The sequence below is a fragment of the Halopelagius longus genome (assembly GCF_900100875.1).
In the GTDB taxonomy this organism is placed as follows: Archaea; Halobacteriota; Halobacteria; order Halobacteriales; family Haloferacaceae; genus Halopelagius; species Halopelagius longus.
In genome coordinates, this window is sequence record NZ_FNKQ01000003.1 from 622,746 (window position 1) to 649,109 (window position 26,364).

32 protein-coding genes and 1 tRNA gene are annotated in these 26,364 nt (G+C 67.1%); 14 read left to right on the top strand and 19 right to left on the bottom strand.

Going from position 1 to position 26,364, the window contains the following annotated elements; genetic code table 11:
• The first annotated feature begins 23 nt into the window (after window positions 1-23).
• The gene (thsA, locus tag BLS11_RS13970; protein ID WP_092538362.1) at window positions 24-1,679 is read left to right on the top strand and encodes a thermosome subunit alpha; all 1,656 of its coding nucleotides are present in this window, start codon (window positions 24-26) and stop codon (window positions 1,677-1,679) included.
• A 189-nt stretch (window positions 1,680-1,868) separates the two neighbouring features.
• A complete protein-coding gene (locus BLS11_RS13975; RefSeq protein WP_092538363.1) occupies window positions 1,869-2,474 on the top strand; it encodes an FxLYD domain-containing protein in 606 nt (201 codons plus the stop codon).
• Between the two features lie 452 nt (window positions 2,475-2,926).
• Here the strand turns inward: BLS11_RS13975 and BLS11_RS13980 are convergent.
• Both BLS11_RS13980 and BLS11_RS13985 read right to left on the bottom strand, forming a co-directional pair.
• Window positions 2,927-3,001: transfer RNA gene (locus BLS11_RS13980), tRNA-Arg, on the bottom strand.
• Window positions 3,002-3,051: 50 nt separating this feature from the next.
• Window positions 3,052-3,486 carry a YccF domain-containing protein gene (locus tag BLS11_RS13985; RefSeq protein WP_092538617.1) on the bottom strand — a complete coding sequence of 145 codons (435 nt, stop codon included), beginning with the start codon at window positions 3,484-3,486 and terminating at the stop codon, window positions 3,052-3,054.
• Window positions 3,487-3,675: 189 nt separating this feature from the next.
• On the opposite strand from BLS11_RS13985, the gene BLS11_RS13990 reads away from it, so the two are divergent.
• A complete protein-coding gene (locus BLS11_RS13990; RefSeq protein ID WP_092538364.1) occupies window positions 3,676-4,254 on the top strand; it encodes an AAA family ATPase in 579 nt (192 codons plus the stop codon).
• Complete coding sequence (locus BLS11_RS13995) at window positions 4,251-4,664, top strand: RNA-binding domain-containing protein (protein ID WP_092538365.1); 414 nt, start codon at window positions 4,251-4,253, stop codon at window positions 4,662-4,664. The genes BLS11_RS13990 and BLS11_RS13995 overlap by 4 nt, the downstream gene beginning before the upstream one ends.
• A gap of 30 nt (window positions 4,665-4,694) precedes the next feature.
• On the opposite strand, the gene BLS11_RS14000 is transcribed toward BLS11_RS13995, so the two are convergent.
• The 6 genes from BLS11_RS14000 to BLS11_RS14025 form a co-directional block, all read right to left on the bottom strand.
• A complete protein-coding gene (locus BLS11_RS14000) occupies window positions 4,695-5,216 on the bottom strand; it encodes a gamma carbonic anhydrase family protein (protein ID WP_092538366.1) in 522 nt (173 codons plus the stop codon).
• A gap of 198 nt (window positions 5,217-5,414) precedes the next feature.
• Window positions 5,415-5,738, bottom strand: coding sequence for a HalOD1 output domain-containing protein (locus BLS11_RS14005; RefSeq protein WP_092538367.1), 324 nt, complete (start codon window positions 5,736-5,738; stop codon window positions 5,415-5,417).
• A 208-nt stretch (window positions 5,739-5,946) separates the two neighbouring features.
• Window positions 5,947-6,930: a nucleoside recognition protein gene (locus BLS11_RS14010; protein ID WP_092538368.1), complete on the bottom strand. Its 984-nt coding sequence runs from the start codon at window positions 6,928-6,930 to the stop codon at window positions 5,947-5,949.
• A 42-nt stretch (window positions 6,931-6,972) separates the two neighbouring features.
• Complete coding sequence (locus BLS11_RS14015) at window positions 6,973-7,215, bottom strand: hypothetical protein (RefSeq protein ID WP_092538369.1); 243 nt, start codon at window positions 7,213-7,215, stop codon at window positions 6,973-6,975.
• 18 nt (window positions 7,216-7,233) lie between these two features.
• The gene (locus tag BLS11_RS14020; protein WP_092538370.1) at window positions 7,234-7,791 is read right to left on the bottom strand and encodes a magnesium transporter; all 558 of its coding nucleotides are present in this window, start codon (window positions 7,789-7,791) and stop codon (window positions 7,234-7,236) included.
• On the bottom strand, window positions 7,792-8,373 hold the full coding sequence (locus BLS11_RS14025) for a magnesium transporter (protein ID WP_092538371.1): 582 nt from the start codon (window positions 8,371-8,373) through the stop codon (window positions 7,792-7,794).
• Between the two features lie 250 nt (window positions 8,374-8,623).
• On the opposite strand from BLS11_RS14025, the gene BLS11_RS14030 reads away from it, so the two are divergent.
• From BLS11_RS14030 to BLS11_RS14045, 4 genes are read left to right on the top strand one after another with little or no spacing between them, the layout of a single operon-like run.
• Window positions 8,624-9,433, top strand: a complete 810-nt coding sequence (locus tag BLS11_RS14030; protein WP_092538372.1) for a DUF4129 domain-containing protein — start codon at window positions 8,624-8,626, stop codon at window positions 9,431-9,433.
• Window positions 9,430-10,140: a DUF7269 family protein gene (locus BLS11_RS14035; protein WP_092538373.1), complete on the top strand. Its 711-nt coding sequence runs from the start codon at window positions 9,430-9,432 to the stop codon at window positions 10,138-10,140. The genes BLS11_RS14030 and BLS11_RS14035 overlap by 4 nt, the downstream gene beginning before the upstream one ends.
• Window positions 10,137-11,402 (top strand): DUF58 domain-containing protein, encoded by a 1,266-nt coding sequence (locus tag BLS11_RS14040; protein WP_092538374.1) that lies wholly within the window; start codon window positions 10,137-10,139, stop codon window positions 11,400-11,402. The genes BLS11_RS14035 and BLS11_RS14040 overlap by 4 nt, the downstream gene beginning before the upstream one ends.
• Window positions 11,399-12,103: a DUF7519 family protein gene (locus tag BLS11_RS14045; protein ID WP_092538375.1), complete on the top strand. Its 705-nt coding sequence runs from the start codon at window positions 11,399-11,401 to the stop codon at window positions 12,101-12,103. The genes BLS11_RS14040 and BLS11_RS14045 overlap by 4 nt, the downstream gene beginning before the upstream one ends.
• Window positions 12,104-12,184: 81 nt before the next feature.
• Here BLS11_RS14045 and BLS11_RS14050 read toward each other — a convergent pair whose 3' ends face one another.
• Together BLS11_RS14050 and BLS11_RS14055 are read right to left on the bottom strand one after the other, a co-directional pair.
• Window positions 12,185-13,147, bottom strand: a complete 963-nt coding sequence (locus BLS11_RS14050) for an AAA family ATPase (protein ID WP_092538376.1) — start codon at window positions 13,145-13,147, stop codon at window positions 12,185-12,187.
• 245 nt (window positions 13,148-13,392) lie between these two features.
• Complete coding sequence (locus BLS11_RS14055; protein ID WP_092538377.1) at window positions 13,393-14,793, bottom strand: signal recognition particle protein Srp54; 1,401 nt, start codon at window positions 14,791-14,793, stop codon at window positions 13,393-13,395.
• A gap of 163 nt (window positions 14,794-14,956) precedes the next feature.
• Here BLS11_RS14055 and BLS11_RS14060 point away from each other — a divergent pair, with 163 nt between their 5' ends.
• Window positions 14,957-15,571: a LysE family translocator gene (locus tag BLS11_RS14060; protein WP_092538378.1), complete on the top strand. Its 615-nt coding sequence runs from the start codon at window positions 14,957-14,959 to the stop codon at window positions 15,569-15,571.
• 268 nt (window positions 15,572-15,839) lie between these two features.
• Here BLS11_RS14060 and ftsY read toward each other — a convergent pair whose 3' ends face one another.
• The 6 genes from ftsY to BLS11_RS14090 all read right to left on the bottom strand — a co-directional run bounded on the left by ftsY (window position 15,840) and on the right by BLS11_RS14090 (window position 19,417).
• Window positions 15,840-17,402, bottom strand: a complete 1,563-nt coding sequence (gene ftsY, locus BLS11_RS14065; RefSeq protein WP_092538379.1) for a signal recognition particle-docking protein FtsY — start codon at window positions 17,400-17,402, stop codon at window positions 15,840-15,842.
• A 53-nt stretch (window positions 17,403-17,455) separates the two neighbouring features.
• Window positions 17,456-17,917, bottom strand: coding sequence for a prefoldin subunit alpha (gene pfdA / locus BLS11_RS14070; protein WP_092538380.1), 462 nt, complete (start codon window positions 17,915-17,917; stop codon window positions 17,456-17,458).
• Window positions 17,917-18,102, bottom strand: coding sequence for a 50S ribosomal protein L18Ae (gene rpl18a / locus BLS11_RS14075; protein WP_092538381.1), 186 nt, complete (start codon window positions 18,100-18,102; stop codon window positions 17,917-17,919). The genes pfdA and rpl18a overlap by 1 nt, the downstream gene beginning before the upstream one ends.
• A gap of 211 nt (window positions 18,103-18,313) precedes the next feature.
• Window positions 18,314-18,979 carry a translation initiation factor IF-6 gene (locus BLS11_RS14080; protein ID WP_092538382.1) on the bottom strand — a complete coding sequence of 222 codons (666 nt, stop codon included), beginning with the start codon at window positions 18,977-18,979 and terminating at the stop codon, window positions 18,314-18,316.
• A 3-nt stretch (window positions 18,980-18,982) separates the two neighbouring features.
• On the bottom strand, window positions 18,983-19,261 hold the full coding sequence (locus BLS11_RS14085; protein WP_092538383.1) for a 50S ribosomal protein L31e: 279 nt from the start codon (window positions 19,259-19,261) through the stop codon (window positions 18,983-18,985).
• A gap of 3 nt (window positions 19,262-19,264) precedes the next feature.
• Window positions 19,265-19,417 (bottom strand): 50S ribosomal protein L39e, encoded by a 153-nt coding sequence (locus BLS11_RS14090; protein WP_092538384.1) that lies wholly within the window; start codon window positions 19,415-19,417, stop codon window positions 19,265-19,267.
• 149 nt (window positions 19,418-19,566) lie between these two features.
• On the opposite strand from BLS11_RS14090, the gene BLS11_RS14095 reads away from it, so the two are divergent.
• Window positions 19,567-20,505 carry a DMT family transporter gene (locus tag BLS11_RS14095; RefSeq protein ID WP_092538385.1) on the top strand — a complete coding sequence of 313 codons (939 nt, stop codon included), beginning with the start codon at window positions 19,567-19,569 and terminating at the stop codon, window positions 20,503-20,505.
• Here BLS11_RS14095 and thpR read toward each other — a convergent pair whose 3' ends face one another.
• Entirely contained in the window at window positions 20,506-21,066 is a 561-nt protein-coding gene (thpR, locus tag BLS11_RS14100) for an RNA 2',3'-cyclic phosphodiesterase (RefSeq protein WP_092538386.1), read from the bottom strand.
• 148 nt (window positions 21,067-21,214) lie between these two features.
• Here thpR and BLS11_RS14105 point away from each other — a divergent pair, with 148 nt between their 5' ends.
• The 4 genes from BLS11_RS14105 to sufU all read left to right on the top strand — a co-directional run bounded on the left by BLS11_RS14105 (window position 21,215) and on the right by sufU (window position 24,288).
• Entirely contained in the window at window positions 21,215-21,958 is a 744-nt protein-coding gene (locus BLS11_RS14105) for a tetratricopeptide repeat protein (RefSeq protein WP_092538387.1), read from the top strand.
• Entirely contained in the window at window positions 21,958-22,260 is a 303-nt protein-coding gene (locus BLS11_RS14110; protein ID WP_092538388.1) for a DUF424 domain-containing protein, read from the top strand. The genes BLS11_RS14105 and BLS11_RS14110 overlap by 1 nt, the downstream gene beginning before the upstream one ends.
• A gap of 252 nt (window positions 22,261-22,512) precedes the next feature.
• On the top strand, window positions 22,513-23,793 hold the full coding sequence (gene sufS, locus BLS11_RS14115; protein WP_092538389.1) for a bifunctional cysteine desulfurase/selenocysteine lyase SufS: 1,281 nt from the start codon (window positions 22,513-22,515) through the stop codon (window positions 23,791-23,793).
• 72 nt (window positions 23,794-23,865) lie between these two features.
• Window positions 23,866-24,288 (top strand): Fe-S cluster assembly sulfur transfer protein SufU, encoded by a 423-nt coding sequence (gene sufU / locus BLS11_RS14120; protein WP_092538390.1) that lies wholly within the window; start codon window positions 23,866-23,868, stop codon window positions 24,286-24,288.
• Between the two features lie 164 nt (window positions 24,289-24,452).
• Here the strand turns inward: sufU and radA are convergent, their stop codons facing one another.
• Complete coding sequence (gene radA, locus BLS11_RS14125) at window positions 24,453-25,484, bottom strand: DNA repair and recombination protein RadA (protein WP_092538391.1); 1,032 nt, start codon at window positions 25,482-25,484, stop codon at window positions 24,453-24,455.
• 272 nt (window positions 25,485-25,756) lie between these two features.
• On the bottom strand, window positions 25,757-26,362 hold the full coding sequence (gene pspAB / locus BLS11_RS14130; protein ID WP_092538392.1) for a PspA-associated protein PspAB: 606 nt from the start codon (window positions 26,360-26,362) through the stop codon (window positions 25,757-25,759).
• Window positions 26,363-26,364 lie beyond the last annotated feature (2 nt).

The following is a 26,364-nucleotide window of genomic DNA, read 5'->3' on the forward strand; positions in this document are numbered from 1 at the left end:
AGCGAATGCAGCAGGGACAGCCCATGATTATTCTGGGCGAAGACTCCCAGCGCACACAGGGGAAGGACGCGCAATCGATGAACATCACGGCCGGGAAGGCCGTGGCCGAGTCCGTCCGGACCACGCTGGGTCCGAAGGGGATGGACAAGATGCTGGTCGACAACTCCGGCGAGGTCGTGGTCACCAACGACGGCGTGACCATCCTCAAGGAGATGGACATCGACCACCCCGCGGCGAACATGATCGTCGAGGTCTCCGAGACGCAGGAGGACGAAGTCGGCGACGGGACGACGACGGCCGTCGTCATCGCGGGCGAACTCCTCGATCAGGCCGAGGAACTCATCGAACAGGACGTCCACGCGACGACCATCGCGCAAGGGTTCCGTCAGGCCTCCGAGAAGGCCAAGGAGATTCTCGACGAGAACGCCATCGAAGTGTCCGAGGACGACCGCGAGACGCTGGTCAAAATCGCCGCCACGGCGATGACCGGTAAGGGCGCCGAATCCGCCAAGGACCTTCTGGCCGAACTCGTCGTAGACGCCGTACTGGCCGTCGCAGACGAGGACGGTATCGACACCGAGAACGTCTCCGTCGAGAAGGTCGTCGGCGGTTCCATCGACAACTCCGAACTCGTCGAGGGCGCGATCATCGACAAGACGCGCGTCGACGAGAACATGCCGTACGCGGTCGAGGACGCCAACGTCGCGCTGTTCGACGGCGCGCTCGAAGTCCGCGAGACCGAAATCGACGCCGAGGTCAACGTCACCGACCCCGACCAGCTCCAGCAGTTCCTCGACCAAGAGGAAGAACAGCTCAAGGAGATGGTCGACGAGCTCGTCGACGTCGGCACCGACGTCGTCTTCGTCGGCGACGGCATCGACGACATGGCCCAGCACTACCTCGCGAAGGAGGGCATCCTCGCGGTCCGCCGCGCGAAGTCCTCGGACCTCAAGCGTCTCGCCCGCGCCACCGGCGCGAGCGTCGTCGGCTCCCTCGACGACATCGAGGAGTCCGACCTCGGCTTCGCCGGCTCCGTCGCCCAGAAGGACGTCGGCGGCGACGAGCGCATCTTCGTCGAGGACGTCGAGGACGCGAAGTCCGTCACGCTCATCCTCCGCGGCGGCACCGACCACGTGGTCGACGAAGTCGAACGCGCCATCGACGACTCCCTCGGCGTCGTTCGCACGACGCTCGAAGACGGGAAGGTCCTCCCCGGCGGCGGCGCACCCGAAACCGAACTGTCCCTGAAGCTCCGCGAGTTCGCCGACTCCGTCGGCGGCCGCGAGCAGCTCGCCGTCGAAGCGTTCGCTGAGGCGCTCGACGTCATCCCGCGCACGCTCGCCGAGAACGCCGGTCTCGACCCCATCGACTCGCTCGTGGACCTCCGAGCCCGCCACGACGGCGGCGAGTTCGCGGCGGGTCTCGACGCCTACACCGGCGAAGTCATCGACATGGAGGCCGAGGGCGTCGTCGAACCCCTCCGCGTGAAGACGCAGGCCATCGAGAGCGCGACGGAAGCGGCCGTCATGATCCTCCGCATCGACGACGTCATCGCCGCTGGCGACCTCTCCGGTGGCCAGACGGGCGGCGACGACGACGGCGACGACATGCCCGGCGGCGGCATGGGCGGCGGTATGGGCGGCATGGGCGGTATGGGCGGCATGGGCGGCGCAATGTGAGCGCCCCCCGATAGGCCACACCCACCCCCATCCGATCTTCCGCCTCGAATCGCCTCTCGAACGTCGGCCCGTACGCCGAACCCGACTTTCTTTCGACGCTACCTGCCCGACAGCGACGGCTCCGTCCCGCCGCGCCAAACTGTGTAGCCGCGATAGCCACGTACTTCGGGAGCATATACCACGAACGTAATGGACCAGAGTCGCCGAGCGTTTCTCGAACGAATGGGGGCGGTGGCAATCGGCGTCGGCCTCGCCGGGTGTAGCGGCGAATCCGGCGGCGGAACCGAAACGGGTGCTGGCGGAACCGAGGCGGGCCAAACAACCACGGCAGAGCAGACGACGGCCGAGACGGAGTCGGGAACCGAAGCGACCGGAACCACGGAGTCCACCGGCACGTCCGGGTCGATGGAGGGGACGGTAGTGACCGCCGAGTCCACGAACGGTCTGAACATCACGGAACACAACTTCTTCCAGTCGGGAGACGCCGCGGGCGTCGAGGGCGTTCTGAAGAACACCACGGACAAGACGTTCGAGTACGCCGAGGTGAAAGTCTCGCCGCTGAACGAGACGGGCGACAGAGCGGGGCAGTTCTACACGTCCACGGAGGCGCAGAACGTGAACACCCTCAAACCGGGCCAGACGTGGAACTTCGTCGTCTCGTTCTCCTCGGAGTGGGTGCAGGACTTCAACAAGTACGAGATATGGGCCACCGGGACGACGCAGATGGAAGGCACCGAGTCGGGAGGAAACGGAACCGCGACCGGTACTGCGACCGAAACGCAGACTCAGGGGTAGACCGGCCGAAGTCCGCCGTTATCGGCGGGTGACGACCCGTTCCGTCGTCCGACGGAACGGACGCAACGTTCTTCCCCCGGAGTGAGGTAGATGTTGGCATGGGAGACCCCGCGTGCTACCGAGAGGTGTGTCCCGACTGCGACGCGCAGGTGACCATCGTAGAGGAGGAGTGCCCGGAGTGCGGGCGGCCGTTGGACGTGAAGTGACGAAGGCGTCAGTCGTCGGGAGAGAGAACGGCACACTCGTTACTCACGGCTCACTTCGTTCGCGGATAGCGGGCACGATGGGAGTCCCGCGAACGAGCGTAGCGAGTGAGTGGGACAACATCGTGGCCGTGAGGCCGAGTGGAACGAGGCCGAGCGGGCACGATGGGATTTGAACCACGGTCGCTCACTTCGCTCCCTGATTCAAATCCCGTACGCGCCGCTACTGCTCACTTCGTTCGCAGATAGCGGGCACGATGGGATTTGAACCCACGACCGTCGGATTAGAAGTCCGACGCTCTATCCGGACTGAGCTACGTGCCCTCGTTCTCACACAAACCCCGACAGATGAAAAGCGATGTGGGTTTCGTCCGCTACCCGTCGAATCGGTACAGCGAGGTGACCGCGGGCAGGCGATTGAGCATCCACACCGCGACGGGGAGGCCGACGACGGTGCCGAAGGGACTTCGGCAGGCCACCAGACGTAGTCTGGTGACGGTGACGGCGAGGAACGACGCCGCGTTCGCCCAGAGGAACCCGAGCCACCACCCGGCGAACACGAAGTACAGCGCCCGCACGAGAAGCGAGCGCTGACCGCGGGCGGAGTCCGGGTCGGTCAGAGAGCGCGGTTCCTTCAGCGTCAGCACCGTCGGGACGAGGTTGACGAGTTTGACGCCGACCGGCGCGAGGAAGACGGTCACGTTGAGTGCCCACGCGAGGTTGGCGACGAGGGGCGTCGCCCACCACCCGACGAGGACGAACCACAGAGCCCGGACGACGAGAGAGCGGTCGTTTACGTCGGAAGACAGTCGCTCGAAAGGAAAAGGCTCGCCGGATGATGCCGGAAGGGAGGACAAGGGCGTGGAACCGCGAGCGACCGGAGGGAGCGAGCGGCCTTTTTGGTCCAGATTTTTACGGTGAGCGGTGCGCTTCGCGCACCCGAACCGTAAAAAGGTGGAACGGCAGCCCTAAGTCCGGCAGACGTGAAACGGGCGACGATGAAGGTCATCGGAACCGTGGGCCTCCCGGGCAGCGGCAAGGGCGAAGCCGCCGCCGTCGCCCGCGAGGAGGAAATCCCCGTCGTGACGATGGGCGACGTCATCCGCGAGGAGTGTCGCGAACGCGGACTCGACCCCGCGGAACACCACGGCGAGGTAGCCACCGCGCTCCGCGAGGAGGACGGTCCGACGGCCATCGCGGAGCGGTCGCTACCGCTCATCGAGTCGGAACTCGAAGACGCCGACGTGGTCCTCGTCGACGGCCTGCGCTCGGGCGTCGAACTGGACTGCTTCGAGATGGCGTTCGGCGACGAGTTCGTCCTCGCGAGCATCGAGGCCCCGTTCGAGGTGCGCGCCGAACGGTTGCTTGACCGGGCGCGCGACGACAGCGACTTAGACCGCGAGGCGCTGAAAGCCCGAGAGGAGCGCGAACTCGGCTTCGGCATGGACGAAGCGATGGACCGCGCGGACGTGCGCATCGAGAACACCGACACGCTCGAACGGTTCCGCGAGCAGGTGCTGACGCTCCTTCGCGAGGGACCCGAGGCACTCCGCGAGAGAAACGAGGTGACAGAATGATATACAGCATCGAGGCGCGAATCGTCGCGCCCGTCAGAGAGACGGAAGTGACGGACCGGGTCGAAGACGCCGTGCGCAACCTCTTTCCGAACGTCGAGTTCGAACACGAGGCCGGACAGTTGGTCGGAGAGACCCACTCGTTAGACCGTTTCTCGGAGCGACTGCACGAACAGGAGATACTCGACACCGCCCGCCGTGAGTTCGAGAAGCGCGCCGACGAGGACGGCTTCTCCTTCGCGCTGAAGAAGCAGGCGGCGTTCAAGGGCGTCGTCAACTTCGCCGTCGGCAACCCCGACGAACTCGGCGACATCGAAGTCTACGTCGACGTCCGCGAACCGTCCGTCGAGGAGTTCATCAACCACATCGCCCCGCCCACCGAGGACGGAAAACCGCTGGACTTCGACCGGTAGGTCCGGCCGTCCCGCGTACTCTCCTCCCCTTCACTCCCCCTCGAACAGTTCCGCGTGCCGCGAGGCGAGGTCCGTGTACGCACCGGAGTGGTACGCCTCGAACGTCTCCGTCGGATCCACCTCCGTCTCCGAAAGCGGCGTGACGCGCGCCGGGACGCCGCGGACGAACGACGACGGCGGAATCTCGTACTCCTCGGGGACGACGGTGCCGGAGGCGACGATGCTGTCCGCGCCGACGCTGACGCCGGTGTTCACCGTCGCGTTGAACCCGACGAGCGCTCCGTCTTCGACGTGCGCCTCGTTCAGCACCGCGCCGTGTCCGACCATGACGCGTTCCCCGAGTGTGGCGGCGTGCAACACCGCGTTGTCGCCGACGTGCGACTCCGCCCCGACGCGAACCGCGGAGACGTCGCCCCGCAGGACGACGCCCGGCCAGACGCTGGCGTCCGCGCCCACCCGCACGTCCCCGACGAGCGTCGCCTCCCGACTCACGCGAGCGCTCTCGTGAATCTCCGGCCGTCCCCCCTCGAACTCGTACGTTCTGCCGTCCATGGAGGAAGTTCGAACCGCAGTCCCTTGGTAGTTTGTAGCACTCGTTCGAGGGCGAACCGACCGAAGTCGTCGAGACGAGACGGTCTTCGACCGCCGTAACGCGAGTGTCGGCGTGCTCGAACGACCCGACGGAGCGGAGAGTCGAACCAGCGCCGCATCTCGGCGAGGGACGACTCCGGTTCGCGGCGCGTCGCGGTGTCAGGCGTCGTCGACGACTTCGACCACGACCGGATTCGAATCGCCGAGATGCTCGCCCTCCTCGTGGGAGATGGCGACGGTGTGCCCCTCCACGGTGAACTCGACGCTGACCGCCGCGTTACACTCCTCCGCGTGGCTGAGTAGGTCGACCAACGCGTCGGGTTCGATCCGTTCGTACAGCGGTTCGAGGTCGCTGATCGGAACGTTCCGCATGACGGCCAACGTTCGTAACGTCACCTGTATCACGGACTCCGATTCGCCCCTCGGGACGTGGAGTTCAACGCGGTTGTCGTCTCGACCGGAGAGGTTGTCATTCGATGCCATGTCAGGTGATCTCATTGTAAGTAAAACAGACTTATGCCGAAACCTATATGTACGGCTACTGAAGAGACTGGGTGGAACAGTACCAGTATCTACCGTCCCTACCCGGTGAGTTCGATTCGACGGCCCGTAGCGAGTTCCGCCGCGGCGGTTCCCGAACGAGTGGGGCTCGTCCGCACCCGACGGCGTGCGCGTCTCTCTCGGACCGAAATCAGACGGCGAGTAGGAACACCAACGCGACGGCGATGAACACCACCTTCAGGGCGGTGTTGACGGCGACGACTTTCGACCCGAAGCGGGGGCCCCAGATGCCGTACTGGAAGGGGATGGAGCGCTTGAACGTCGAGACGGCGAAGGAGACGATACCGCCGAGGAGCATCGTCGCCACCGCCGTCCGCGGCGTGAACGTCCCACCGACCATCGGGGCGATGGTGGCCGCGCCCGCGGTGGTATCGAACGCGAACACCGCGATGACCGGGATGGACGCGCCGGGGAGGCCGACGAACGTCGCGAGGGGGTCCGCCGCGGCGGTGAGCGCTTGGAGGTCCGTCGTCCGGACGACGAGCGTCACGACGAGGTAGACGACGACGAGACGGGGGACGATGCGCTTCAACTTCGGCCACGTCTTCCGCGCCGCCGCCGCGACGACGTCTCGGGCCGAGTCGTCGTCCTCCGCGTCCGGGCCGCCGTCCGTCTGGGCCGCGGCGGTTCTATCGACGTTTCGCTCCGAGAGGAGGAGTGCGCCCGCGAGGACGCCGACGGCGGTGATGGCCAAGGAGACGGCCGCCCGCGTCCCCACGTACAGCAGTCCGACTTCGAGGCCGAGGATCGGGACGAGGACGGGCACGTAGAAGGTGAAGATGTGCTGGACGAATCCGAAGAACGTGTTCATGGTGACGGCGACGAGCGTCGCCCTGTCGTCTAACATGCCGGACTCGCGGAACTCCGCGAGCATCCCGTACCCCGCCGTCGTCGAGGCGGCGGTGGTGAAGATGGCCGTGCCCACCTCGTCGGGGAGGTTCGCCGGGCGCGTCAGGTACCGCGAGACGGCGGCCACGTACTGCACCAAGCCGAACCCGACGGCGACGTTCGCGAGGAACACGCCGACGGCGATGAGGGCGGCGATGCTCGCGACGCGCGGGAGAACCTCCGCGAGGACGGGCCACAGCGACGCGAACGTTTCGACGACCTGCACGTTCGAGCGTCGGGTCCGACGGACCTAATCGGCGTCGATTCGCTAGAAGCCGTACCCGAGTTTGATGTAGACGACGAGAAAGAGCACGAACAGTCCCATCGCCGCGAGGACGACGCCGCCGAGGCGGGAGCCGAACTTCTCGCCCGAACCCACCTCCTCGGAGTCGATGACGTTCACGTCACGCGCGCCCTGAATCTTGGGGTCTACGATGGCTAACGCGCCCATCGCGGTGAGGAACAGACCCGCCGCGACGGCGAGTGCGGTCCCCCGGTCGAGCACCGTCATATCTCGGCCTCGATTCGCTCACACTAATAGCTGCACGGAGACGAAAAGCACCACCACGCCGAGAACGTCGCAGGTGTTCGTCACGACGGGGATGACCACGTCGTCGGGGTCGAGGCCGAACCGGTAGGCGGCGTACGTCGTCGTCATCGTCACGCCGATGGCGAGGAACGCCAAGACGATGCCCGAGAGGAGGGAGACGGCGACGACGGTCGTAACCGGGAGTTGGACGCCGCCGAGAAGCGCCGTCAGCCCCCACGCGCCGACGCCGATGACGGGGAAGACGGTCACCGAGAGGGCGACGGTGGCGAGGGAGTTGCCGGCCAGTTCCTCGTCCGCCGGGTCGAACGTGAGCGTCCCGAGGTGGAACGCCGTCGAGAGGCGCGCCGCGAGGATGCTTCCGAGATTACCCGCGGTGCCGATGGTGACGGGGACGAGAGCCAAAAGCGAGGGGTACCGGTACAGTTGCGCCTCGAAACTCCCGAGGACGAGTCCGCTTCCCAGTTCGACCAGCGTCAATATCAGGAGGACGGGGAGCATCGCGCGCGTGATGGCTCTGACCGTCCACTCCGTCCGCATTCAGACGACACCCCCGACGAGAAGCACGAACCGAACCGCGACGAGCAGAAAGAGGACGCCGAACACGTCGCCGGTGGTGGTGACGAGGGGACCGACGAGCGTGTCGGGGTTGTGTCCCCGCCGGTAGCCCGCGAACACGACTGCGATGACGACGGCGGTGAGCGCGAGACCCGAGAGGACGCCCGCGACGAGGGCGACGCCGACGAGCACCCACACCGAAGCCACCTCTCTACCGAGGACGAGGAGGAGGAAGTACGCGACGACGGAGGCGAACACCGACGCGAGGACGCCGTTCGCCAACGCCGCCGCCGCCGCGGCGCGGAGTCGTTCGTCCGCCCCGGAGAGGCGGGGTTCGATGAGCCCCTGGTGGAGCGCGGTGGCGATTCGCGCGCCGAGCGACCCGTAGACGTTCCCCCGCGTGGCGAGCAACGCCGGCACGATGACGAGGAGGCCGGGAACCGCCTTCAGTTCGGCCTCCATCCCGGAGAGGACGACGCCGGCGAGGAGGCCGCCCCCGACGGACGCGACGAGCGCCGGAAGCGCCTCCCTGTACGCCTCCGCGGCGGCGTCGCGCAGTGTCATAGTCGATGGAACGTACGGAGACGTTAAAAGTCGGGCGTCTGGCGACGAACGGGCGGGGGGAAGGCGGTCGCTAACTACCAGTTAGTTTCGCGGAGAGTCCCGTATACCTCCAAAAAATGCCTTAGGCCGTACAGCCGACGACTCGTACCGACGTGAGTTGTTCGCCAGTCGCGGCGACGGACGCGACCCCCCCGCAGTACCCCGTCGTCACAACGAATCGAGTCGGAGAGACACCCCGACGAACACGAAGATGAACGTACGAGCAATCGCAACGCTCGTCGTCGCGTTCGCGTGCATCACCTCGGTGGGCGTCGCCTCCACGACGCTCCAATCGTCCGTCTCGTCGACGCCGGACGAAGTCATCAACGTCGGACACGACCTCATCCCCCTCAGCCAGTCGGACACCGGGACGCTGAAGCGAGCCATGACCGGCGAGGAAGGATCCGGCGGCACGTCGGCCGAGAAAGGGTCCGACGGGTCGATGACGAAGCAGGCGAGCGGTGACGACGGACCCGAGCAGCGGCACCAACGGCGCGACGGCGGGAGTTCCGGGCAACAGCAGAAGGACGTAGAGAAGAACAAACCGGAGAGTTCCAGCTCCTCGCAGGGCGACCAGCCCGAACAGTCGGTCGGCGGCATCGGCGACGTCCCCGACCCCGGACAGAGTTGGCTTCCCCTGTTAGCGGCGGTTCTCGTGTTGGCGCTCCTGGTCTACTACCGCGACCGGGTGGCGTCGTTCCTCGAACCGCCGGAGGGCGAAAGGCCCGACGAGCCCGCGGGCGTCCCCGCGCCGAAGAACGATATCGAACGGGCGTGGCTCACCGTCGTCGGCGCGACGCGCGTCGAGAACCCGTGGCAGAAGACGCCCGCGGAGTGCGCCGACGCCGCCGTCGAAAACGGCCTCGACCCCGACGCGGTCGAGCGAATCCGCCGCGTCTTCGAGGAGGTGAAGTACGGCGAACGCGAGGTGACCGAGGCCCGCCGCACAGAGGTGCGGCGCAACCTCGACCGCCTCGACGTGCGGACCGACCTCCTGACCGACGGAGGGGAGGAGCGATGAGGCGGAACGTCCGGATAGCGCTCGGCCTCGTCGGCATCGCCGTGTTCTCGCTCGCGGTCCTCGTCGTCGCGGTGCCGGCCGTCGGAAACGCCGTCCCGTCGGACGCCCTCGTCGAAGCGGTCGGCAACGACTACCTGCTCGCGGCCGCGGTCGGCATCCTCGCCACCGTCCTCGTCGTCGCCGTGGTCGCCCTCCGGGGACTCGACGGCATCGACCAAGCGACGATGCCGGAACCGGAGACGGTCCAACACGCCGCCTATCCCGGCGTTCGGTTCGACCGCAGCGTCACGGAGCGGATGCACCTGCTCCCGCACCGCCCCACCGAGGAGGAGAAGCGACTCCGCGACCGGATTCGGCGGGCGGCCGAGCGAGCGGTGATGCGGCGAGAGAACGTCTCTCGGGAGCGAGCGAACGCGATGGTCGAGAGCGGCGAGTGGACCGACGACGCGACGGCGGCGGCGTTCGTGAGCGACGCGCGACGCTCGCCGTTGCGGGCGCGGTTCGCCGCCCTCCTCTCGCGGCGGTCGTCGTTCCAACGCGGCGCCCGGCGCGCGGCCGAGGAAGTCTGCCGCCTCGACGGGCGCGAAAACGAACACGGAACCGACGCCCGCGAGGCTCCCTCGACCGGACGTGCGGCGAACGGTGCGAACGCCGCGAACGCCGCGAACGCCGCGAACGCCGCGAACGCGTCGGGAGGTGCGCGATGACGACGGTCCGCCGGACGCGGCGGTGGCGCGGCGTCGCCGCCGTCGCCTTGCTCGCGAGCGCGGTGGGCGTGTTCGCGACGCAACCGCTGGTGTTGCTCGCCGGAGCGGTCGGCGCTGGCTTCGCGGCGTACCCATGGCTCCGGTCGCCGCCCTCGGTCGAACTCGACGTGTCGCGGTCGATGACGCCGACCGACCCCGCGGCGGGCGAGGACGTGACGGTGACCGTCCGGGTCCGAAACGTCGGCGACTCGACGCTGACCGACCTCCGAATCGTCGACGGCGTCCCGCCGATGCTGAGCGTCAGCGAGGGGACGCCGCGGCACGCCGCCGTCCTCCGACCGGGTTCGACGACGGAGTTCTCCTACGCCGTGACGGCCGAACACGGCCGCCACCAGTTCGACCCCGCGACGGCGGTGGCCCGCGACATCACGGGCGCTACGGAAGTCGAGACGAGCGTCTCGACGGACGCCGCAATCGAGTGTGCCGCCGCAGTCCCGGACGTTCCGCTCCGGGAACAGACGACGCTCGGGAGCGGTCGGGTGCTGACCGCCGACGGCGGAAGCGGCATCGAGTTCCACAAGACCCGCGAGTACCACTCCGGCGACCCGATGTCCCGCATCGACTGGAAGCGCCGGGCGAAGACGGGCGAACTCTCGACCGTCGAGTTCCGAGAGGAGCGTCCGGCGTCGGTGCTGCTCTGTCTGGACGCCCGCCCGGCCGCGTACCGCGCCACGGACGAGGACGAACCCAACGCCGTCGCCTGTAGCCGGGAGGCCATCTCGCAACTGCTGACGGCGGTCGGAAGCGGTCGAAACTCCGTCGGTCTGGCCGCGGTCGGTCGGGAACTCTGTTGGCACCGACCCGGCCGCGGGACGGACCACCTCGCCGACGCCCGCCAGTTGATGGCGAGTCACCCCGCGTTCTCGACGGTGCCGCCGTCGGTGGACGCCGAGTGGTCCACGAGCGGGCAGTTCGAGGAGATTCGCCGCCGCCTCGGCGAGCAGACGCAGGTGTTCCTCTTCTCGCCGTTGACCGACGAGGAGGTGGCGTCGTTCGCGCTGGAACTGGAGAGCAGCCGAACCGCGGTGACGGTCGTCTGTCCGGACGTGACGGCCGACGACACGCCCGGCAGTCGCTTCGCGGCGGTCGAACGCGACGACAGGATACGCAGGCTCCGAAGCGGCGGCGTGACCGTCGTCCCGTGGTCGCCGAAGGAACCGCTCGGTCCGGAACTGCTCCGGGCCAAGGAGCGCGGCCTGTGACGTTCCTCTCGTACCCCACGCGGGTCGGGAGCGCCGCCTCCCTCGCCGCCGCCGTCGGCACGGTGGCCCTCGTCGCGCCCGACGGCGCGTCGGCGCTCTCGCTCGCCGCCGCCGTCGCTCTCGTCGTCCTCGGCGCACTCGCGGCGCGTACGGCGGTGAACGTCAGCGGCGACGGCGGAATCGGACGCAAGTCGCTCGGCGCGATACTGCTCGCCGTCGGCGCGGGACTGGCCGTCGGCGGCGTCGGCGTCGGCGTCCTCGCCGCCGAGACGTTACCGCACCGCCTCGTCGTCGCCTCGGGCTTACTCGGCGTCTGCCTCCTCGGCGCCGGCCTCGCCCCGGTTCCGGGGATTCGACCCCGCCGCCTCGTCAGCGCCGGGAGCGGCGCACTCGTCGTCTGCGTCCTCCTCGCCGGACTGATGACCGGCGTGGAGGCCGTCCCGATTCTGGCCGCGACGGCCGCGACCGTCGTCGCGTGGGACGCGGGCGAGAACGCCGTCTCCCTCGGCGAACACGTCGGCCGGCGCGCGCGGGCGTGGCCCGTCGAACTCGGCCACTCCGGCGCGACGGCGGCGTACGGCGCGGCCGTCGTCGGCGCGGCGTTCGGCGTCTCCGAGTTGAACGTGACGGACGTGCCCCTCGTCGGGTTGCTGCTTTTGCTCGGCGGCGCGGTGGCGCTGCTGCTCGCGTTGTCGAACTGAGCAGAACCACCCCGGGACCGTCACATCCCGTTTTTCCGCACTTCTTCTACCGCTCTTCGCCCCGTTACTGCGTTACCTCGTTCACTGAACTCGGCGCTCGACGGACGGCACGTCCAACCGGCCGAGGATGTCCGCTACGATGTCCCGCCTGTCCACGTTCTCGACGCGCGCGTCCGGCGTGAGGACGAGTCTGTGCGCCAGCACCGGCCCGGCCATCCGCTTTACGTCGTCCGGCGTCGCGAACTCGCGCCCGTCCCCGGCGGCCACGGCGCGACTCGCCTCGAACAGTCGCTGCGTCGCCCGCGGCGACGCGCCGGAGCGAACGCGGCCGTCCTCCCGCGTCGCCCGCGTCACCCGCGCGATGTAGCGTCGAACCTCGCGCCCGACGTGGACGCGTTCAGGCGACTGTCTGAGCGCTTCGGCCATCCCGTCCGCGCAGACTCTGCTCGCGGAGGGCGTCTGTTCCGTCCGGTCGGCACGCCTGTCGAGGATTTCGAGCTCGCCCTCCTCGTCCGGGAAGCCGAGACTCGTCTTGACGATGAAGCGGTCCTTCTGGGCCTCCGGCAGTTCGAAGGTCCCCTCCTGTTCGACGGGGTTCTGCGTCGCGATGACGAAGAACGGGTCCGGGAGGTCGTACGTGTCGCCGTCCACCGTCACCTGCCCCTCCTCCATCGCCTCCAGCAGGGCGGACTGGGTCTTCGGCGACGCGCGGTTTATCTCGTCCGCGAGGACGACGTTCGCGAACACCGGCCCCGGTTGGAAGTCGAACGAACTCGTCCGCTCGTCGAAGACGTGCGTCCCCATCACGTCGGCGGGGAGCAGGTCCGGCGTGAACTGTATCCGCGAGGCGGAGAGTCCCAACGCCCGCGCGAACGACCGCGCGGTGAGCGTCTTCCCCGTCCCGGGCACGTCCTCCAAGAGCACGTGGCCCCGCGAGAGGTAGCCGACGAGTATCGACTCTAACACCGAGCGGTCGGCGATGACCGCGTTCGATAGTTCGTCGAGAATCATCTCACACTGTCTCGAACAGTCTGCGACGTCCATGGAGGGAAGACTCCCGTACGGAGCATTAGTAGACCGTCAGTAAACCCGTCCGACCGGGCGCGCCGCGGGACCGCCCGCAGAGGTCCGACAGTCGGCCGTTCCGCCGTTTAACGTCTGCCTTACCGCCGTCCGCGGGCGCGTTCGTCGGACGCGAGGCTGACGGCGCGCGATCGAAGAGAGGAGAGAAAGACGTTCGGTCGGTCGGCGATTCGTCGGCGGACGGTCGGCCTCGTCGGGCGGCGCGGTCAGTCGCCGAACGGGCCGAGGCCGCCCATACCGCCCATGCCGCCGCCACCGCCGCCTTGGTTCTCCAGTTTCTTCATCATGCGCTGCATGTCGCCGTCGCCCATGCCTTGGAACTGCTTGAGGGTGCGCTCCATCATCTTGTGCTGTTGGAGCAGTTCGCGGACGAGTTCCTCGTCCTGACCCGACCCTCGCGAGATACGCTCGACGCGCGACGCGCCGATGACGCGCGGGTTCTCCAGTTCCTCCTCGGTCATCGAGTCCATGATGACGTCGAACGAGCGCATGCGGTCCTGCGTGACGTCCATCGCGTCGTCCGGCAACTGGTCTTTCAACCCGCCGCCGAGACCCGGAATCATGTCGAGGACCTGGTCCAAGGGACCCATCTTGTTCATCGCCTCCATCTGCTTTTGCATGTCCTTCAGCGTGAACGACCCCTTCATGATGTCCTCGGGGTCCCAGTCTTCGTCCTCCTCTTGGGTCTCGGCCATGGCGCGTTCGACCCGTTCGGACAGTTGCTTCAGGTCGCCCATGCCGAGGAGCCGAGAGATGAAGCCGTTCGGCTCGAAGCGTTCGATGTCCTGCACCGTCTCGCCGGTGCCGAGGAAGGCGATGGACGAATCCGTCTCGTTGACGGCGGTCAGTGCGCCGCCGCCCTTCGCCGTCCCGTCGAGTTTCGTGATGACGACGCCGCCGATGCCGATGGAGTCGTCGAACTCGCGGGCCTGTTCCTTCGCGCCCTGCCCGATGGCCGCGTCGAGGACGAGGAGCGAGCGGTCCGGTTCGACGACGGACTCGATGTCCTCTATCTCGTCGATGAGGGATTCTTCGAGGGCGTGTCGGCCGGCCGTGTCCACGATGTGGACGTCGGCGTCCTCGGTGGCTTCGAGGCCCTCGCGGGCGATTTTGACGGGGTTCTCCTCGTCGGGGTCGCCGTAGAAGTCCACCTCGGCGCGTTCGCACATCTGCTTTGCTTGGTCGTACGCGCCGGGGCGGAACGTGTCCGTCTGGATGACGGCGGGGCGCAGGCCCTTCTTCGAGAACCACCACGCCATCTTCGCGGCGGTGGTGGTCTTCCCGGACCCCTGCAGACCCGCGAGCATGATCGTCTGCGGTTCGAGGGGGATTTCGGTGGACTCGCCGATGAGACCGACGAGTTCCTCGTACACTATCTTGAGGACGTGGTCGCGCGCGGAGGTGCCGCCCGGCGGTTCTTCCTCCGTGGCGCGCTCTTTGATGGACGAAGAGAGGTCCATCACGAGGCTCACGTCGACGTCGGCGGAGAGCAAGGAGCGTTGAATCTCCTTGACGATCTCCTCGACGTCCTCCTCGCTGAGACGAGATTTCCCCTGCAGCTTATCGAGACTGCCGCGGAGGGAACTCCCGAGATTGTCGAGTACCATTGAAACAGTCTACGCGAGGCGACGTGTAAAGGCTTTATCCGTCGGTCGGACGGCGTTCGGCGGTCCGGTTCGGCGGCGGCGTACACCGACGCCCTCGTCGCCGCACTCCCGGGCCCGCCTCGCGGGCCGGAGATTCTTCTATCGGGACCGACAACCGACGCGCATGGCCTCCGTCGCCGGTCTCTCCGCGGCCACCTATCTCGCCTTCTGCGGCGCGGCACTCGCCCTCGTACTCACGCCCGGCCCCGACACGATGTACGTCCTCGCCCGCGGGATGCAGGGCCGCGGGGCGGGCGTCCGGTCCGCGTTCGGCATCTCGACGGGCGTGTTGCTCCACACCGCGGCGGCGACGCTCGGACTGGCCGCACTCCTGCGGGCCGCGCCGACGGCGTACCGACTGCTGAAGTACGCGGGCGCGGCGTACCTCGTCTACCTCGGCGTCTCCGCCCTCCGCGAGGGGGAGTTCGACCCGCAGGTGGAGACGGACCCCGAGGGGAGTTTCCGCCGGGGCGTCCTCGTGAACGCCCTGAACCCGAAGGTGGCGCTGTTCTTCCTCGCCTTCCTCCCCGGGTTCGCGGGCGCGGGGGCGGGTGCCGAGGTCAGGATGGCGCTCCTCGGCGCGACGTACGCCGTCCTCACGGCGGCGTACCTCTCGGTAGTCGCCCTCGCGTCGGTGCGCGTCGGGCGCGCACTCGCGGAGACGAGACTCTCTTCGGCGCTGAACTGGGCGGGCGGCGGCGTCATGGTCGCACTCGGCGTCGCACTCGCCGCGGAGTAAAGACGGAGGGGTCGGGTCCGGCGACCGGAGGTGTTTTGTAGCGACGGAAGAGAGTGGTGAGTAGACGGCACGGTCAGGCAGTCCTTTCGTCCCGTGTGGTTTCCACGCGGGTCACCGCTGACTGACCTACCCCGTCTCTCTAACACTCGTGAGCGACATCTCCCGCGCGTTCTACCGACACCGAATCGGAGTTAGAGAGACGTCGCTCTCGATTTGCGGAGTCGAGTGAAAGGAGAGAGGTCGGAGAGAGACGGGAGAAACCGTCCGGCTACTCTTCCTCGCCCAGCAGTCGGTTGACCATCCACTCGGGGTCGAACCGTTCGATGTCGTCGTAGTCCTGCCCGACGCCGAGGAACAGGATGGGCTTGCCCGTGACGTAGGCGATGGAGATGGCCGCGCCGCCGTTGGAGTCGGCGTCGGCCTTCGTGAGGATTGCGCCGTCGATTTCGGCGGCGTCGTTGAACTTCTTGGCGCGTTGGACCGCGTCCTGTCCGGCGACGGCCTCGTCGACGAACAGCGTCATGTCGGGGTCCACCACCCGGTCTATCTTCTCCAACTGCGACATGAGGTCGTTGGAGGTGTGCAGTCGGCCCGCGGTGTCGCCGAGGACGACGTCGATGTCGTGGGCCTCGGCGAACTCGACGCCGTCGTAGAGGACGGCCGCCGGGTCGCCGCCCTGTTCGTGACTGATGAGTTTCTTGTCGAGGTTCTCGGCGTGCTTCTGAATCTGCTCGTTCGCGCCCGCGCGGTACGTGTCGCCGTTCGCGAGGACGGTCGAGAGACCGCGCTCCTCGAAGTAGCGCGCCATCTTCGCGATGGAGGTTGTCTTGCCGACCCCGTTGACGCCGGTGAAGATGATGGTGACGGGCTTGTCCGCCTCCTGTACTCGCTCGTCGAAGTCGAACTGGCCGACGCTGATGACGTCGTAGAGGGCGTCGTGAAGCGCCTCCTCGACGAGTTCGCCCGTGGTGTCGACCTGGGCGCGCGTCTCGCCGATCATCTTGTCGCGGATGGTCTGGAGAATCTCCTCGGCGACGGTCATCTCCACGTCGCTCTCTAAGAGCGCCATCTCCAGTTCCCAGAGGGGGTCCTCGAGGTCCTCCTCCTCGATGATTATCTTCCCCGTGGCGAACGCCGCCGCGCGCTTCAGGCGGCCCGCGCCGGACTTCTTCTTCTCCTCCTTCTCGAGGGCCTCCGACGCCGCCTCGGAGGCGATGGACTCCCGTTCGGGCGACTCCGCGTCGTCGTCTGCGACCTCTTCGAGGTCCGGTTCGGGTTCCGCCGCCTCCGCGTCCGTCGCGGCCTCGACGTCATCGGACTGCGTCCGATGGGCCGACGAGCTTCGCTCGTCGACGTCGTCGGACTGGTCGGGCACCCGTTCTTCGGCCTCTTCGGTGGGTTCGGGGTCGGCGTGTAGCGACGCGTCCGCCGTCGCGTTCGGTTCGATTTCGACCTCCGAGTCCGACGTTTCGGATTCGGCTTCGGTCGCCGCCTCCTTGGCGGGGGACGCGTCCTCCGCGCCCGACGGGCCGACTGCCGACGCGGCGTCGGTGTCGGGGGCGCTTTCGGCCGACGAGTCGGCCGTCGGCGCTTCGGTGTCGGGTTCGGACGCCGCCTCGTCGGCGACGGCCGCCGACGCGTCCGAATCCGTCTCGGCCTCGCTCTCGACGTCGTCGCCAGACGCGGTCTGGCGGGCCGACGAACCCTGTTCGTCGACGTCACCGGACGCGGTCTGGTCGGCCGCCTCGGCTTGCTCCTCGGCTTTCTCCTCGGCGGTGTCCTCGACGTCGTCGCGGAAGTTCTGGAGTTTCTTTTTCAGTCCGTCAAACATCGTGCTAAGGGGTTAGGACGCGACGCTACCGCGTCGCGTCGTGGTCGGGGTGTTTACTCGTCGTCGTCGCTCTGCTGCTGTTGCTGCATCTGCTGCATCTGCTGTTGCTGCATCTGCTGTTGCATCTGCTGGGCCTGCTGTTCGAGTTCGCTGCTCTCGTCTTCCAGGTCCCCGACTTCGCCTTCGAGTTCGGAGATGCGCTCGTCGATGACGTCCTGCTTCGTGCGCAGGGCGTCGATGGCGTCGTCCTGCTCCTGTTCGGCGGCGTAGTTGCCGCCGAGGCCGACGATGACCTCGTCGATGTCCTGCACTTCCGCGCGGAGGTACGCGCCGCCGCCGAGCGGAACCTGCACCGTGGAGCCGGTTTCGAGCGTCTCGATGGCCTCGACGGCCTCGTCTATCTCGTCTTTCTCGTCTTCGAGCTCCTCGATGTCGCCTTCGAGCTCCTCGATTTCCTCGTCGATAGCCTGCAGTTCCTGCGAGAGCTGCTGAAGTTGCTGCTGACCGCCACCCATCATGCGGCGGCCACCTCCTCGACGTCTTCGAGGTCAATCTGGACGCGCTTGAGGCCGTGGCGACTGCCGACGTTGGCGTACACCCGTTCTCGGGCGACGTTTTCGTTCGGAGCCTCGACGGTCGTCTCGAACTGACGGTACCCGTCGCGGCTCTGGTACCGACCGCTCACAGTAAATTCGCTCATACTCCGAGGGTGTGGATGCGCGGGGAAGTATCTTCCTACTCGGGACACCCAACGACGCTCGACCGCAGACGGAGCGAACCGGGTTCGAAGGAGGTAATCGACCGCCCGCGAAGACTCTTCGCGAACGGCCGGACGAAAGCGACGGCGAGAGCAGCGAGAGGAGAGTCGGTGCGACCGCTCGGTCGGGCGGCGACGGCCGTCCGCGAACGGCTCAGTCGATGTAGTCGAGTGCGTCCTCGACGCGACCGATTTCGGGACCGGTCGTCTCCTCGCCGACCACGTAGTCGGAGTCGTTGGCGATGAGGCCGGAGCCGACGAGGGGCGCGCCGTAGTTGACCGTCCCGATGTCCGCGCGGACGTCGAGGAGTTCCTCCAGCGCTTCGAGCTCCGGTTCGCGGGACTTCGGGTGACAGAGGACGCCCCTGTCGTTTGCGACGGCGGCGGTGCCGATGGTTCGGACGTCTGCGAGGTCGCCGTGTTCGACCGGCACCCCGAGGCCGTCCTCGACCGCTTCGACGGCCTCCTCCGAGAGGTCGGGGTGGACGCACGCGCCGTAGTTGTTCGCCAACACGACGTTCCCGGCGGCGTTGATTCGGCCCGGAAGCTCCGTCACCGGGAGGTCGGCCGCCTCGGCTATCGCCTCCTTCTCGCGGTCGGTCGCACGGGCGGAGACGAGCACGCCGTTCTCGTTACCGGTCGCGAGTGCGCCGACCGTTCCCGACCCGCCGACGGTCGTCTTCACGGCCGGAACCCCGAGCTCGTCGCTCATCGACTCGACGAGGCCGTCGTCCGCGTCCGGGCGGACGATGAGCACGTCGTCGGTGACGCGAGCGAAGACGCCGACGTACGACGAACCGGCGAAGGAGGCGCGAAGCACCGTTTACTCTGCCGGTTCCGCTTCGACGACGGGTTCGCCGTCCTCGTCGAAGCGAGCCGCGCGAACGCGGAACTTGCTCGGCGGTTTCTGGCGACCGTGCGCCCAGATGTCCTCGTTGATGTCGGGGTCGAGACGGACGGCCTCTTCCTCGACTTTGAAGTGCTTTGCGAGGTGCTGACGGATGAGCTTCATCGCGCGGTCCGCCGCCTCGTGCGAGGGGACGTTCTTGGCGTCGCGGAGCGGTACCGTGATGACGCGTTCTTCGAAGTCGCTTGCGCTCATTGGTTACTCGTCCGTGTCGCTCCGCCGCCAGTTGCGGCGCTTGGGGTTGCGCGTGACTTCCATGTCCGTCTTCAGCATGACCCACGCGGGGACGCGGCTGTTCTGACGCTCGAGTTTCGCCAGCCGCTTCTTCTTCGCCTTCGTCTTCTTGCTCATAGTGGACGATGTTTTCTCTGGCCCGCATAAAATCTTGTTCCTTCGGCCCCGCACCGTGCGAGAGCGTCGCAGTCCGAATCCGACGACTGCGGCGGAGTACCGTCGCGAAACCGAGTCATTCACGACGGGCGACCCCGACTGGATAATCGATGCGTCACCGAACTACCGCGGTTTTCCTTCTCGTCTCCGCCGTCTGGGGGACGGCGTTCATGGCCACGAAAGTCGGCCTCGGGTCGCTTCCCCCAGCGCTGTTCGCCGCCGTCCGATTCACGCTCGCGGCCGCGCTCCTCTTCTGTCTCGCCTCCGCCCGGGGCGATAGGCTCCGCCCGCGGACGCGAGCGGAGTGGGTTCCCGTCCTGACGGGCGGGGTGTTCACCATCGGCGTCCACCACGCCTTCCTGTTCACCGGCCAGCAGTACGTCTCGAGCGCCGTCGCCGCCGTCCTACTCGGCCTCATCCCCGTCGTCACCCCGGCGCTGACGCGCCTCACCGCCTCGACGGAGCGACTGACGCCCGTCGGCGCGGTGGGCGTCACGCTCGGCTTCGTCGGCGTCGTCGTCATCGCCGACCCGGACCCCTCGAACCTCCTCGGGTCGGAACTCCGCGGCGTCGTCCTCGTTCTCGCCTCCGCGGTGGCGTTCGCCCTCGGCGCGGTATTGACCCACGACGCGAAGTCCGCGCTCCCCCTCGTCTCCACGCAGGCGTGGATGATGGTCGTCGGCGCGGCGTTCCTGCACGTCACCACCCTCGCGCTTCCGTGGGAGTCGTACGCCGACGCGTCGTGGACGCCCGGCGCTCTCGCGGCACTGGCGTACCTCTCCGTCGTCGCCGGCGCGGGCGGGTTCCTGCTGTACTTCTGGCTTCTGGGCCGAATCGGGCCGGTCGAGGTGAGCCTCATGGAGTACGTCATCCCGGTGTTCGCCGCGATAGCCGGGTGGGTCGCCCTCGGAGAGACGCTGGACGCGAACACCGTCGCCGGCTTCGTCACCATCTTCGTCGGTTTCGTCCTCGTGAAGCGGGAGTCGATTCGAAGCGAACTCCGTCGGATGCGGACCGCCGGTCGGACGCGGGCGAACGACGCCGACTGACTACAACTCCACCCGCGTCACCGTGTCGTACCTCGGCCCCTCGTCGGTGAGCGTGCTCTCCTTCAGCCGGATGTCCTCGACGCGGAACGTCCCCAACTCCGGGTCCTCCTCCTCGACGACCCGTTGGACGAGGTCCTTCCCGCGCGCGTCGTCCATCCGCGCGACGGTGACGTGCGGCGTGAACTCGTGGGACTCCTCCTCGAAGCCGAGTTCGACCGTCTCGCGTTCGACCGCCTCGTGGAGGCGCGTCGTCTCCGCCGCGCCCGCGCCGTCCCGGATACCGGTCCAGACGACGCTGATGTAGTCGAGCGAGGGGAAGACGCCGAACCCGCCGACCGTCGCGTCGAACGGGCCGACGCCCGCCTCGGCGACGGCGGACTCCATCGCGTCTTCGATTTCGGGGACGCGCTCCGAATCCGTGTCGCCGAGGAACTTCAGCGTGAGATGCGCCTGTTCGGGGTCGGTGAACCGGAGGCCGTCGGCGTCGGAGAGACGGGCTTGCGCGTCCGCGACGGCCTCCGTCAGCGTCTCGGGGAGGTCGATACTCACGAAGAGTCGCATACGGGGATTCGGACCGCCGCGACCGTAAATGTCGGCGGTGGCGGCCGTCGGGCGGTCGAACTGGGCGGAGGCCGCGAAGACGACGCCGCGGGGACGACGGGCGCACCGTGACGTAGTGCTTAACCGTCCCGGCACCTAACCGCGGCGTATGGCAGAAGACGGCGAGCGAGACCGTCCCCACCAGTTCTCCGAGGGACAAGGGTTCGACGAGGACTACGAGGAGTTCTCGCTGGACCCGCCCGAGTTGAAGATGGACCCCACCAAGGAGGACCCGGTGGACACGCGCGTCATCACGGACACGCTGGACGAGCGTAACGTCGCGTCCGACCAGGTGGACGTAGAACAGCTCATCGACGTCGGCCTCTCGTACATGCAGATAAACCGCTTCGAGGAGGCCACCGAGACGTTCGAACGCGCCGCCCGGTTCGCCGAGGACGGGTCGGCCGAAGAGCAGGAGGCGTGGGTGAACAAGGGGGCCGCACACGCCCAACTCGAAGAGTACGACCAAGCGATAGGCGCGTACCGCGAGGCGCTCAGCATCGACGCGGCCGAACACGAGGCGGACGCGCACACGAATCTGGCCTACGCCCTCTGGGAGTTCGGCGAGACGGACGAGGCGCTCGAACACGCCGAACGCGCCGTCGAGGCCGACCCGCGCTTCCCGCAGGGGTGGTACAACCGGGGCTTCTTCCTGCGAGAACGCGGCCTGAACGAGGACGCCGTGAACGCGTTCGATAACGCTATCCGCCTCGGGATGCGAACCGCCGACGTGTTAGAGGAGAAGGCCCGCGCCCTCGAAGAACTCGGGGAAAGCGAGGAAGCCGAACGCGTCCAAGAGCAGGCGAACGAACTCCGCAGGCAGCAAGAGCAGCAACTCGTCGAGGACCGGTGATGCTACTCCGCGAACGACAGACGCCGGAGGGGCTTCTCGTCTCCGTCTGCGACGACGACTGCCTCGGCGAGACGTACGAGAACGGGTCGGTGTCGCTCGAGGTGACCGAGGAGTTCTACGGCGGCGACGAGGCGACGCGCGCGGACGAGGACGCCGTCGTCGAGAGCCTGACGCGCGCGACGGTGGCGAACATCGTCGGCGAACGCGCCGTCGGCGTCGCCGTCGAGGCCGGAATCGTAGACGAGGAAACCGTCCTCGACGTGGGCGAGACGCGCCACGCGCAACTGCTCTGGATGCGGTAACGCGAACGAGAACGCTCGCCTTCTGCATCGGACGCCGTACGGAGAGGACGCACCCCGCGGCGTCCGGTTTTACTCCGATTTCCGACGGTCGAGAGCGACGGCACCCCTCCGCAGGCGGGGAGAACGGAGGGCGCGACGGACGAGTCGCGCGGCCGTTTTCGACCGCGACGCCGGGGGAGCGTAACCGAATCCAGTTTCGATTCGACGCCGGGACCGAAGACGTGTTAGTGCTGTGGACGCTACCTGTCTTCAATGGAAGCGCAGGAATCGTACCCAGTTGACGTCGCGGCCATCCGCGAGGACTTCCCCATCCTCGAACGGAAAGTCGGCGGCGACATCACGACGCCCGGCGAGAGCCCAGACGACTCCCTGCCGTTAGTGTATCTCGACAACGCGGCCACGAGTCAGACGCCGAAACAGGTCGTCGAGGCTATCGTCGACTACTACTACGGCTACAACTCGAACGTCCACCGCGGCATCCACCACCTCAGCCAGGAGGCGTCCGTCGCCTACGAGAACGCCCACGACAGGGCCGCCGAGTTCATCGGCGCGTCGGGCGGACGCGAGGAGATCGTGTTCACGAAGAACACCACCGAGGCGATGAACCTCGTCGCCTACGCGTGGGGCCTGCAGGAGCTCGGCCCCGGCGACAGCGTCGTCCTCACGCAGATGGAACACCACGCCTCCCTCGTCACGTGGCAACAGATAGCCAAGAAGACGGGCGCGGAGGTTCGGTACATCCGCATCACCGACGAGGGCTACCTCGACATGGACCACGCGACGGAACTCATCGACGACTCCACGAAGATGGTGAGTGCGGTCCACGTCTCGAACACCCTCGGAACCGTCGTCCCCGTCTCCGAACTCGCCGACATGGCCCACGAGGTGGGCGCGTACATCTTCGTTGACGGCGCGCAGTCCGTCCCGACCCGGCCCGTGGACGTCGAGGACATCGACGCGGACTTCTTCGCGTTCTCGGGGCACAAGATGCTCGGTCCGACGGGCATCGGCGTCCTCTACGGCAAAGAGGAGATTCTGGAGGAGACGGACCCCTACATCTTCGGCGGGTCGATGATTCGCAGCGTCACCTACGATGACTCCACGTGGGAGGACCTCCCGTGGAAGTTCGAGGCCGGGACGCCGCCGATAGCGCAGGCCATCGGCCTGCACGCGGCCATCGACTACCTCGACGACATCGGCATGGAGAACGTCCAAGCCCACGAGGAACATCTCGCGGAGTACGCCTACGACGAACTCGCCGCCTTCGACGACATCGAAATCTACGGCCCCCCCGGCGACGACAGGGGCGGTCTGGTCGGCTTCAACTTAGAGGGCGTCCACTCCCACGACCTCTCGAGCATCCTCAACGACCACGGCGTCGCGATTCGCGCGGGCGACCACTGTACGCAACCCCTCCACGACGAACTCGGCGTGCCGGCCTCCACGCGGGCGTCGTTCTACGTCTACAACACCAGAGAGGAGGTCGACAAGCTGGTCGAGGCCATCGACGACGCGCGGCAACTGTTCGCCTGATTCGGGCGATTCGCCGCGGAATTCTCCCGCCCCGGAACCCTTTTTGGCCGCACCACCGTATCGCAGATAACTATGGGCATGGGCTCCGACATGTATCGGCAGCAGATTCTGGACCACTACAAGAACCCCCGGAACAAGGGCGAGATGGAGGACCCGACGTTCACCCACACCGGTGAGAACCCCTCCTGCGGCGACACCATCACGATGCACGTCAAACTGGAGGACGACGGCGACACCATCGACTTCGTCAGCTTCACCGGCGACGGGTGCGCCATCAGTCAGGCCTCCGCGAGCATGCTCACCCAGACGCTCCCGGGGGCGACGCTCTCGGAGCTCGAAGCGATGGACCGCGACGACATCGTCGACATGCTCGGCGTGGACATCTCGCCGATGCGAATCAAGTGCGCCGTCCTCGCGGAGAAAGTCGCACAGGACGGCGCGAAACTCTACGAGGGCGAAGACATCGACATCGACCGGACGACCACCGAAGAGTAACGCTCTCCGTCTCTCTCCTCTCGTTCGTCTCGCGCGCGGAGTCGCTACTATCGAATTGTGGCAAAAACGGGAAAGCGAACGCCGAAGAAACGGAAATCCGGTGTGACCCGGGGGAATGCGTGCGTCGGAGTGACGCGGAGACTGCGACCGTACCCTGAGCGGCTTTACTCGGGCTTCAGACCGCCGTCCTGTACGCGCATGACCGCCTCGCCGTCCGCGAGGTTCGGCGCGTCCACGAGGCGGACGATACGCTTGTCGCCCTTCGACTTCCGGAGGTAGATACGGAACGTCGAGGTGTGCCCGAGGATGTTCCCGCCGATGGGTTGCGTCGGGTCGCCGAAGTACGAGTCGGGGTTCGACGCGACCTGATTCGTCACGAGGACGATGGAGTTGTACAGGTCGCCGATGCGCATCAGGTCGTGGAGGTGCTTGTTGAGCTTCTGCTGTCGTTCCGCGAGTTCGCCCCGGCCGACGTACTCGGCGCGGAAGTGAGCGGTCAGAGAGTCCACGCAGACCAGACGGACCGGATACTCGGTGTCCTCGTGCTTGCTGGCGAGCTCCTTGGCCTTCTCCGCGAGGAGGATCTGGTGGTTGGAGTTGAACGCCTTCGCGACGTGAATCTTGTCGAGGATGTCGTCGAGGAGTTCCTGCATCGCCGCTTCGTCGTCCGGCGTCCCCTCGATGTCGCGGTCGTCCATCGTCGCCTGAAGCGTCTCGTCGTCCAGACCGCGGACCATGTCGTCGATACGCTCCGGGCGGAACGTGTCCTCGGAGTCGATGAAGATACAGCTGCCGTGGAGGCCGCCGTGTTCGCGCGGAAGCTGGACGTTGACCGCCATCTGGTGGGTTACCTGCGACTTCCCGGCACCGAACTCGCCGTACACCTCGGTGATAGACTGGGTCTCCAGACCGCCGCCGAGCAAGTCGTCGGCCTCGGGGATGCGCCAGCTGAGTTTGCCGATCTGTTCGCGCCGTTCGAGGACCATCGACCCGGTCTCGAAACCGCCGATGTCCGCCGCGTCTCGGGCCGCGTTGATGATGTCCGACGCCGTGCTACTGCCGATGTCCGCCTTGTTCGACAGTTCGCCGGGGCTCGCGACCGCGATGCTCTGGTAGCTCTCGTATCCCGTCTCGATGAGTTTGTCCGCCGTCGCGGGACCGACGCCGGGGAGGCTCTCTAGATCGTCTTCTGCCATCGTACTTTCTCCTCGGGCCTATACCCACATAAAGCCTCGTTAACAGCGGAGTGAAAGTGAAACCGGCGGACTGCGGCGGGGTCACAGATTCGAATCGGTGAACGTTCAAGTGAGATGGGTATCTCGACGGCGACGACGGACGAACCCTCTCGGCGGGGACGAATCGGCGTCGCGCGGAGAAAATCGGGACCGAAAACGGAGCGGGTCGGGTCGGACGGGAGACGGTCGGACGAAGGGAATCGAACGAGAGACGTTACCGCGGCGAGGGGGCGTCACTCCCACGGGTGGCCGCCGGTGCGGTCGGGCCACATCGGGTACCAGTACTCCTTGTCCGGTTCGATTTCGAGTTCGCCGTCGAGGACGGACTCTAGTTTCATCAGCACGCGTTCGTTCTGCTCTTTGCCGCGTTCCGGCGCGAACGGGTAGTACGCCCCGCGGCGGAACGAGTATATCCAGTACGCGCGTTGGCCCTCCTTCTCGAAGCCGAAGACGGCGGCGAGGAGGCGCGACCCGTAGCCGCGTTCGATGAACTCGTCGGCGGCGAAGTGGACGCTCGTGACGAGGTCCTCGGGGTCGTCGTCTTCGAGGACGACCCACTCCCACCCGTGGGAGTCCTCGCGCACCTCGAACGTCGTCCCCGTCTCCTCCTCGCCCGCGCCGAGGATGGCCTCAACCTCGGAGACGGTCTGTTCGAAGTCCGTGCTGTCGACGGAGGAGAAACAGAGGGCCGCCGCGTCGACGGAGTCGTAGCCTAAGTCCGCCTCCATCGTCAGGTAGGCGGTGCTCATCCCGAACAGGTCCTCGGGGTCGGCGTCGCGCGTCGCGTCGGCCTCGGCGCTGATTCCGAGCACGGAGCGGATGGAGTCGAACAGGCCCATCG

Coding starts and splice junctions, on each gene's coding strand:
- thsA (WP_092538362.1), top strand. CDS start 24: ATGATTATTCTGGGCGAAGACTCCCAGCGCACACAGGGGAAGGACGCG.
- BLS11_RS13975 (WP_092538363.1), top strand. CDS start 1,869: ATGGACCAGAGTCGCCGAGCGTTTCTCGAACGAATGGGGGCGGTGGCA.
- BLS11_RS13990 (WP_092538364.1), top strand. CDS start 3,676: ATGAAGGTCATCGGAACCGTGGGCCTCCCGGGCAGCGGCAAGGGCGAA.
- BLS11_RS13995 (WP_092538365.1), top strand. CDS start 4,251: ATGATATACAGCATCGAGGCGCGAATCGTCGCGCCCGTCAGAGAGACG.
- BLS11_RS14000 (WP_092538366.1), bottom strand. CDS start 5,216: ATGGACGGCAGAACGTACGAGTTCGAGGGGGGACGGCCGGAGATTCAC.
- BLS11_RS14005 (WP_092538367.1), bottom strand. CDS start 5,738: ATGGCATCGAATGACAACCTCTCCGGTCGAGACGACAACCGCGTTGAA.
- BLS11_RS14015 (WP_092538369.1), bottom strand. CDS start 7,215: ATGACGGTGCTCGACCGGGGGACCGCACTCGCCGTCGCGGCGGGTCTG.
- BLS11_RS14020 (WP_092538370.1), bottom strand. CDS start 7,791: ATGCGGACGGAGTGGACGGTCAGAGCCATCACGCGCGCGATGCTCCCC.
- BLS11_RS14025 (WP_092538371.1), bottom strand. CDS start 8,373: ATGACACTGCGCGACGCCGCCGCGGAGGCGTACAGGGAGGCGCTTCCG.
- BLS11_RS14030 (WP_092538372.1), top strand. CDS start 8,624: ATGAACGTACGAGCAATCGCAACGCTCGTCGTCGCGTTCGCGTGCATC.
- BLS11_RS14035 (WP_092538373.1), top strand. CDS start 9,430: ATGAGGCGGAACGTCCGGATAGCGCTCGGCCTCGTCGGCATCGCCGTG.
- BLS11_RS14040 (WP_092538374.1), top strand. CDS start 10,137: ATGACGACGGTCCGCCGGACGCGGCGGTGGCGCGGCGTCGCCGCCGTC.
- BLS11_RS14050 (WP_092538376.1), bottom strand. CDS start 13,147: ATGGACGTCGCAGACTGTTCGAGACAGTGTGAGATGATTCTCGACGAA.
- BLS11_RS14055 (WP_092538377.1), bottom strand. CDS start 14,793: ATGGTACTCGACAATCTCGGGAGTTCCCTCCGCGGCAGTCTCGATAAG.
- BLS11_RS14060 (WP_092538378.1), top strand. CDS start 14,957: ATGGCCTCCGTCGCCGGTCTCTCCGCGGCCACCTATCTCGCCTTCTGC.
- ftsY (WP_092538379.1), bottom strand. CDS start 17,402: ATGTTTGACGGACTGAAAAAGAAACTCCAGAACTTCCGCGACGACGTC.
- pfdA (WP_092538380.1), bottom strand. CDS start 17,917: ATGGGTGGCGGTCAGCAGCAACTTCAGCAGCTCTCGCAGGAACTGCAG.
- rpl18a (WP_092538381.1), bottom strand. CDS start 18,102: ATGAGCGAATTTACTGTGAGCGGTCGGTACCAGAGCCGCGACGGGTAC.
- BLS11_RS14085 (WP_092538383.1), bottom strand. CDS start 19,261: ATGAGCGCAAGCGACTTCGAAGAACGCGTCATCACGGTACCGCTCCGC.
- BLS11_RS14090 (WP_092538384.1), bottom strand. CDS start 19,417: ATGAGCAAGAAGACGAAGGCGAAGAAGAAGCGGCTGGCGAAACTCGAG.
- BLS11_RS14095 (WP_092538385.1), top strand. CDS start 19,567: ATGCGTCACCGAACTACCGCGGTTTTCCTTCTCGTCTCCGCCGTCTGG.
- thpR (WP_092538386.1), bottom strand. CDS start 21,066: ATGCGACTCTTCGTGAGTATCGACCTCCCCGAGACGCTGACGGAGGCC.
- BLS11_RS14105 (WP_092538387.1), top strand. CDS start 21,215: ATGGCAGAAGACGGCGAGCGAGACCGTCCCCACCAGTTCTCCGAGGGA.
- BLS11_RS14110 (WP_092538388.1), top strand. CDS start 21,958: ATGCTACTCCGCGAACGACAGACGCCGGAGGGGCTTCTCGTCTCCGTC.
- sufS (WP_092538389.1), top strand. CDS start 22,513: ATGGAAGCGCAGGAATCGTACCCAGTTGACGTCGCGGCCATCCGCGAG.
- sufU (WP_092538390.1), top strand. CDS start 23,866: ATGGGCATGGGCTCCGACATGTATCGGCAGCAGATTCTGGACCACTAC.
- radA (WP_092538391.1), bottom strand. CDS start 25,484: ATGGCAGAAGACGATCTAGAGAGCCTCCCCGGCGTCGGTCCCGCGACG.
- pspAB (WP_092538392.1), bottom strand. CDS start 26,362: ATGGGCCTGTTCGACTCCATCCGCTCCGTGCTCGGAATCAGCGCCGAG.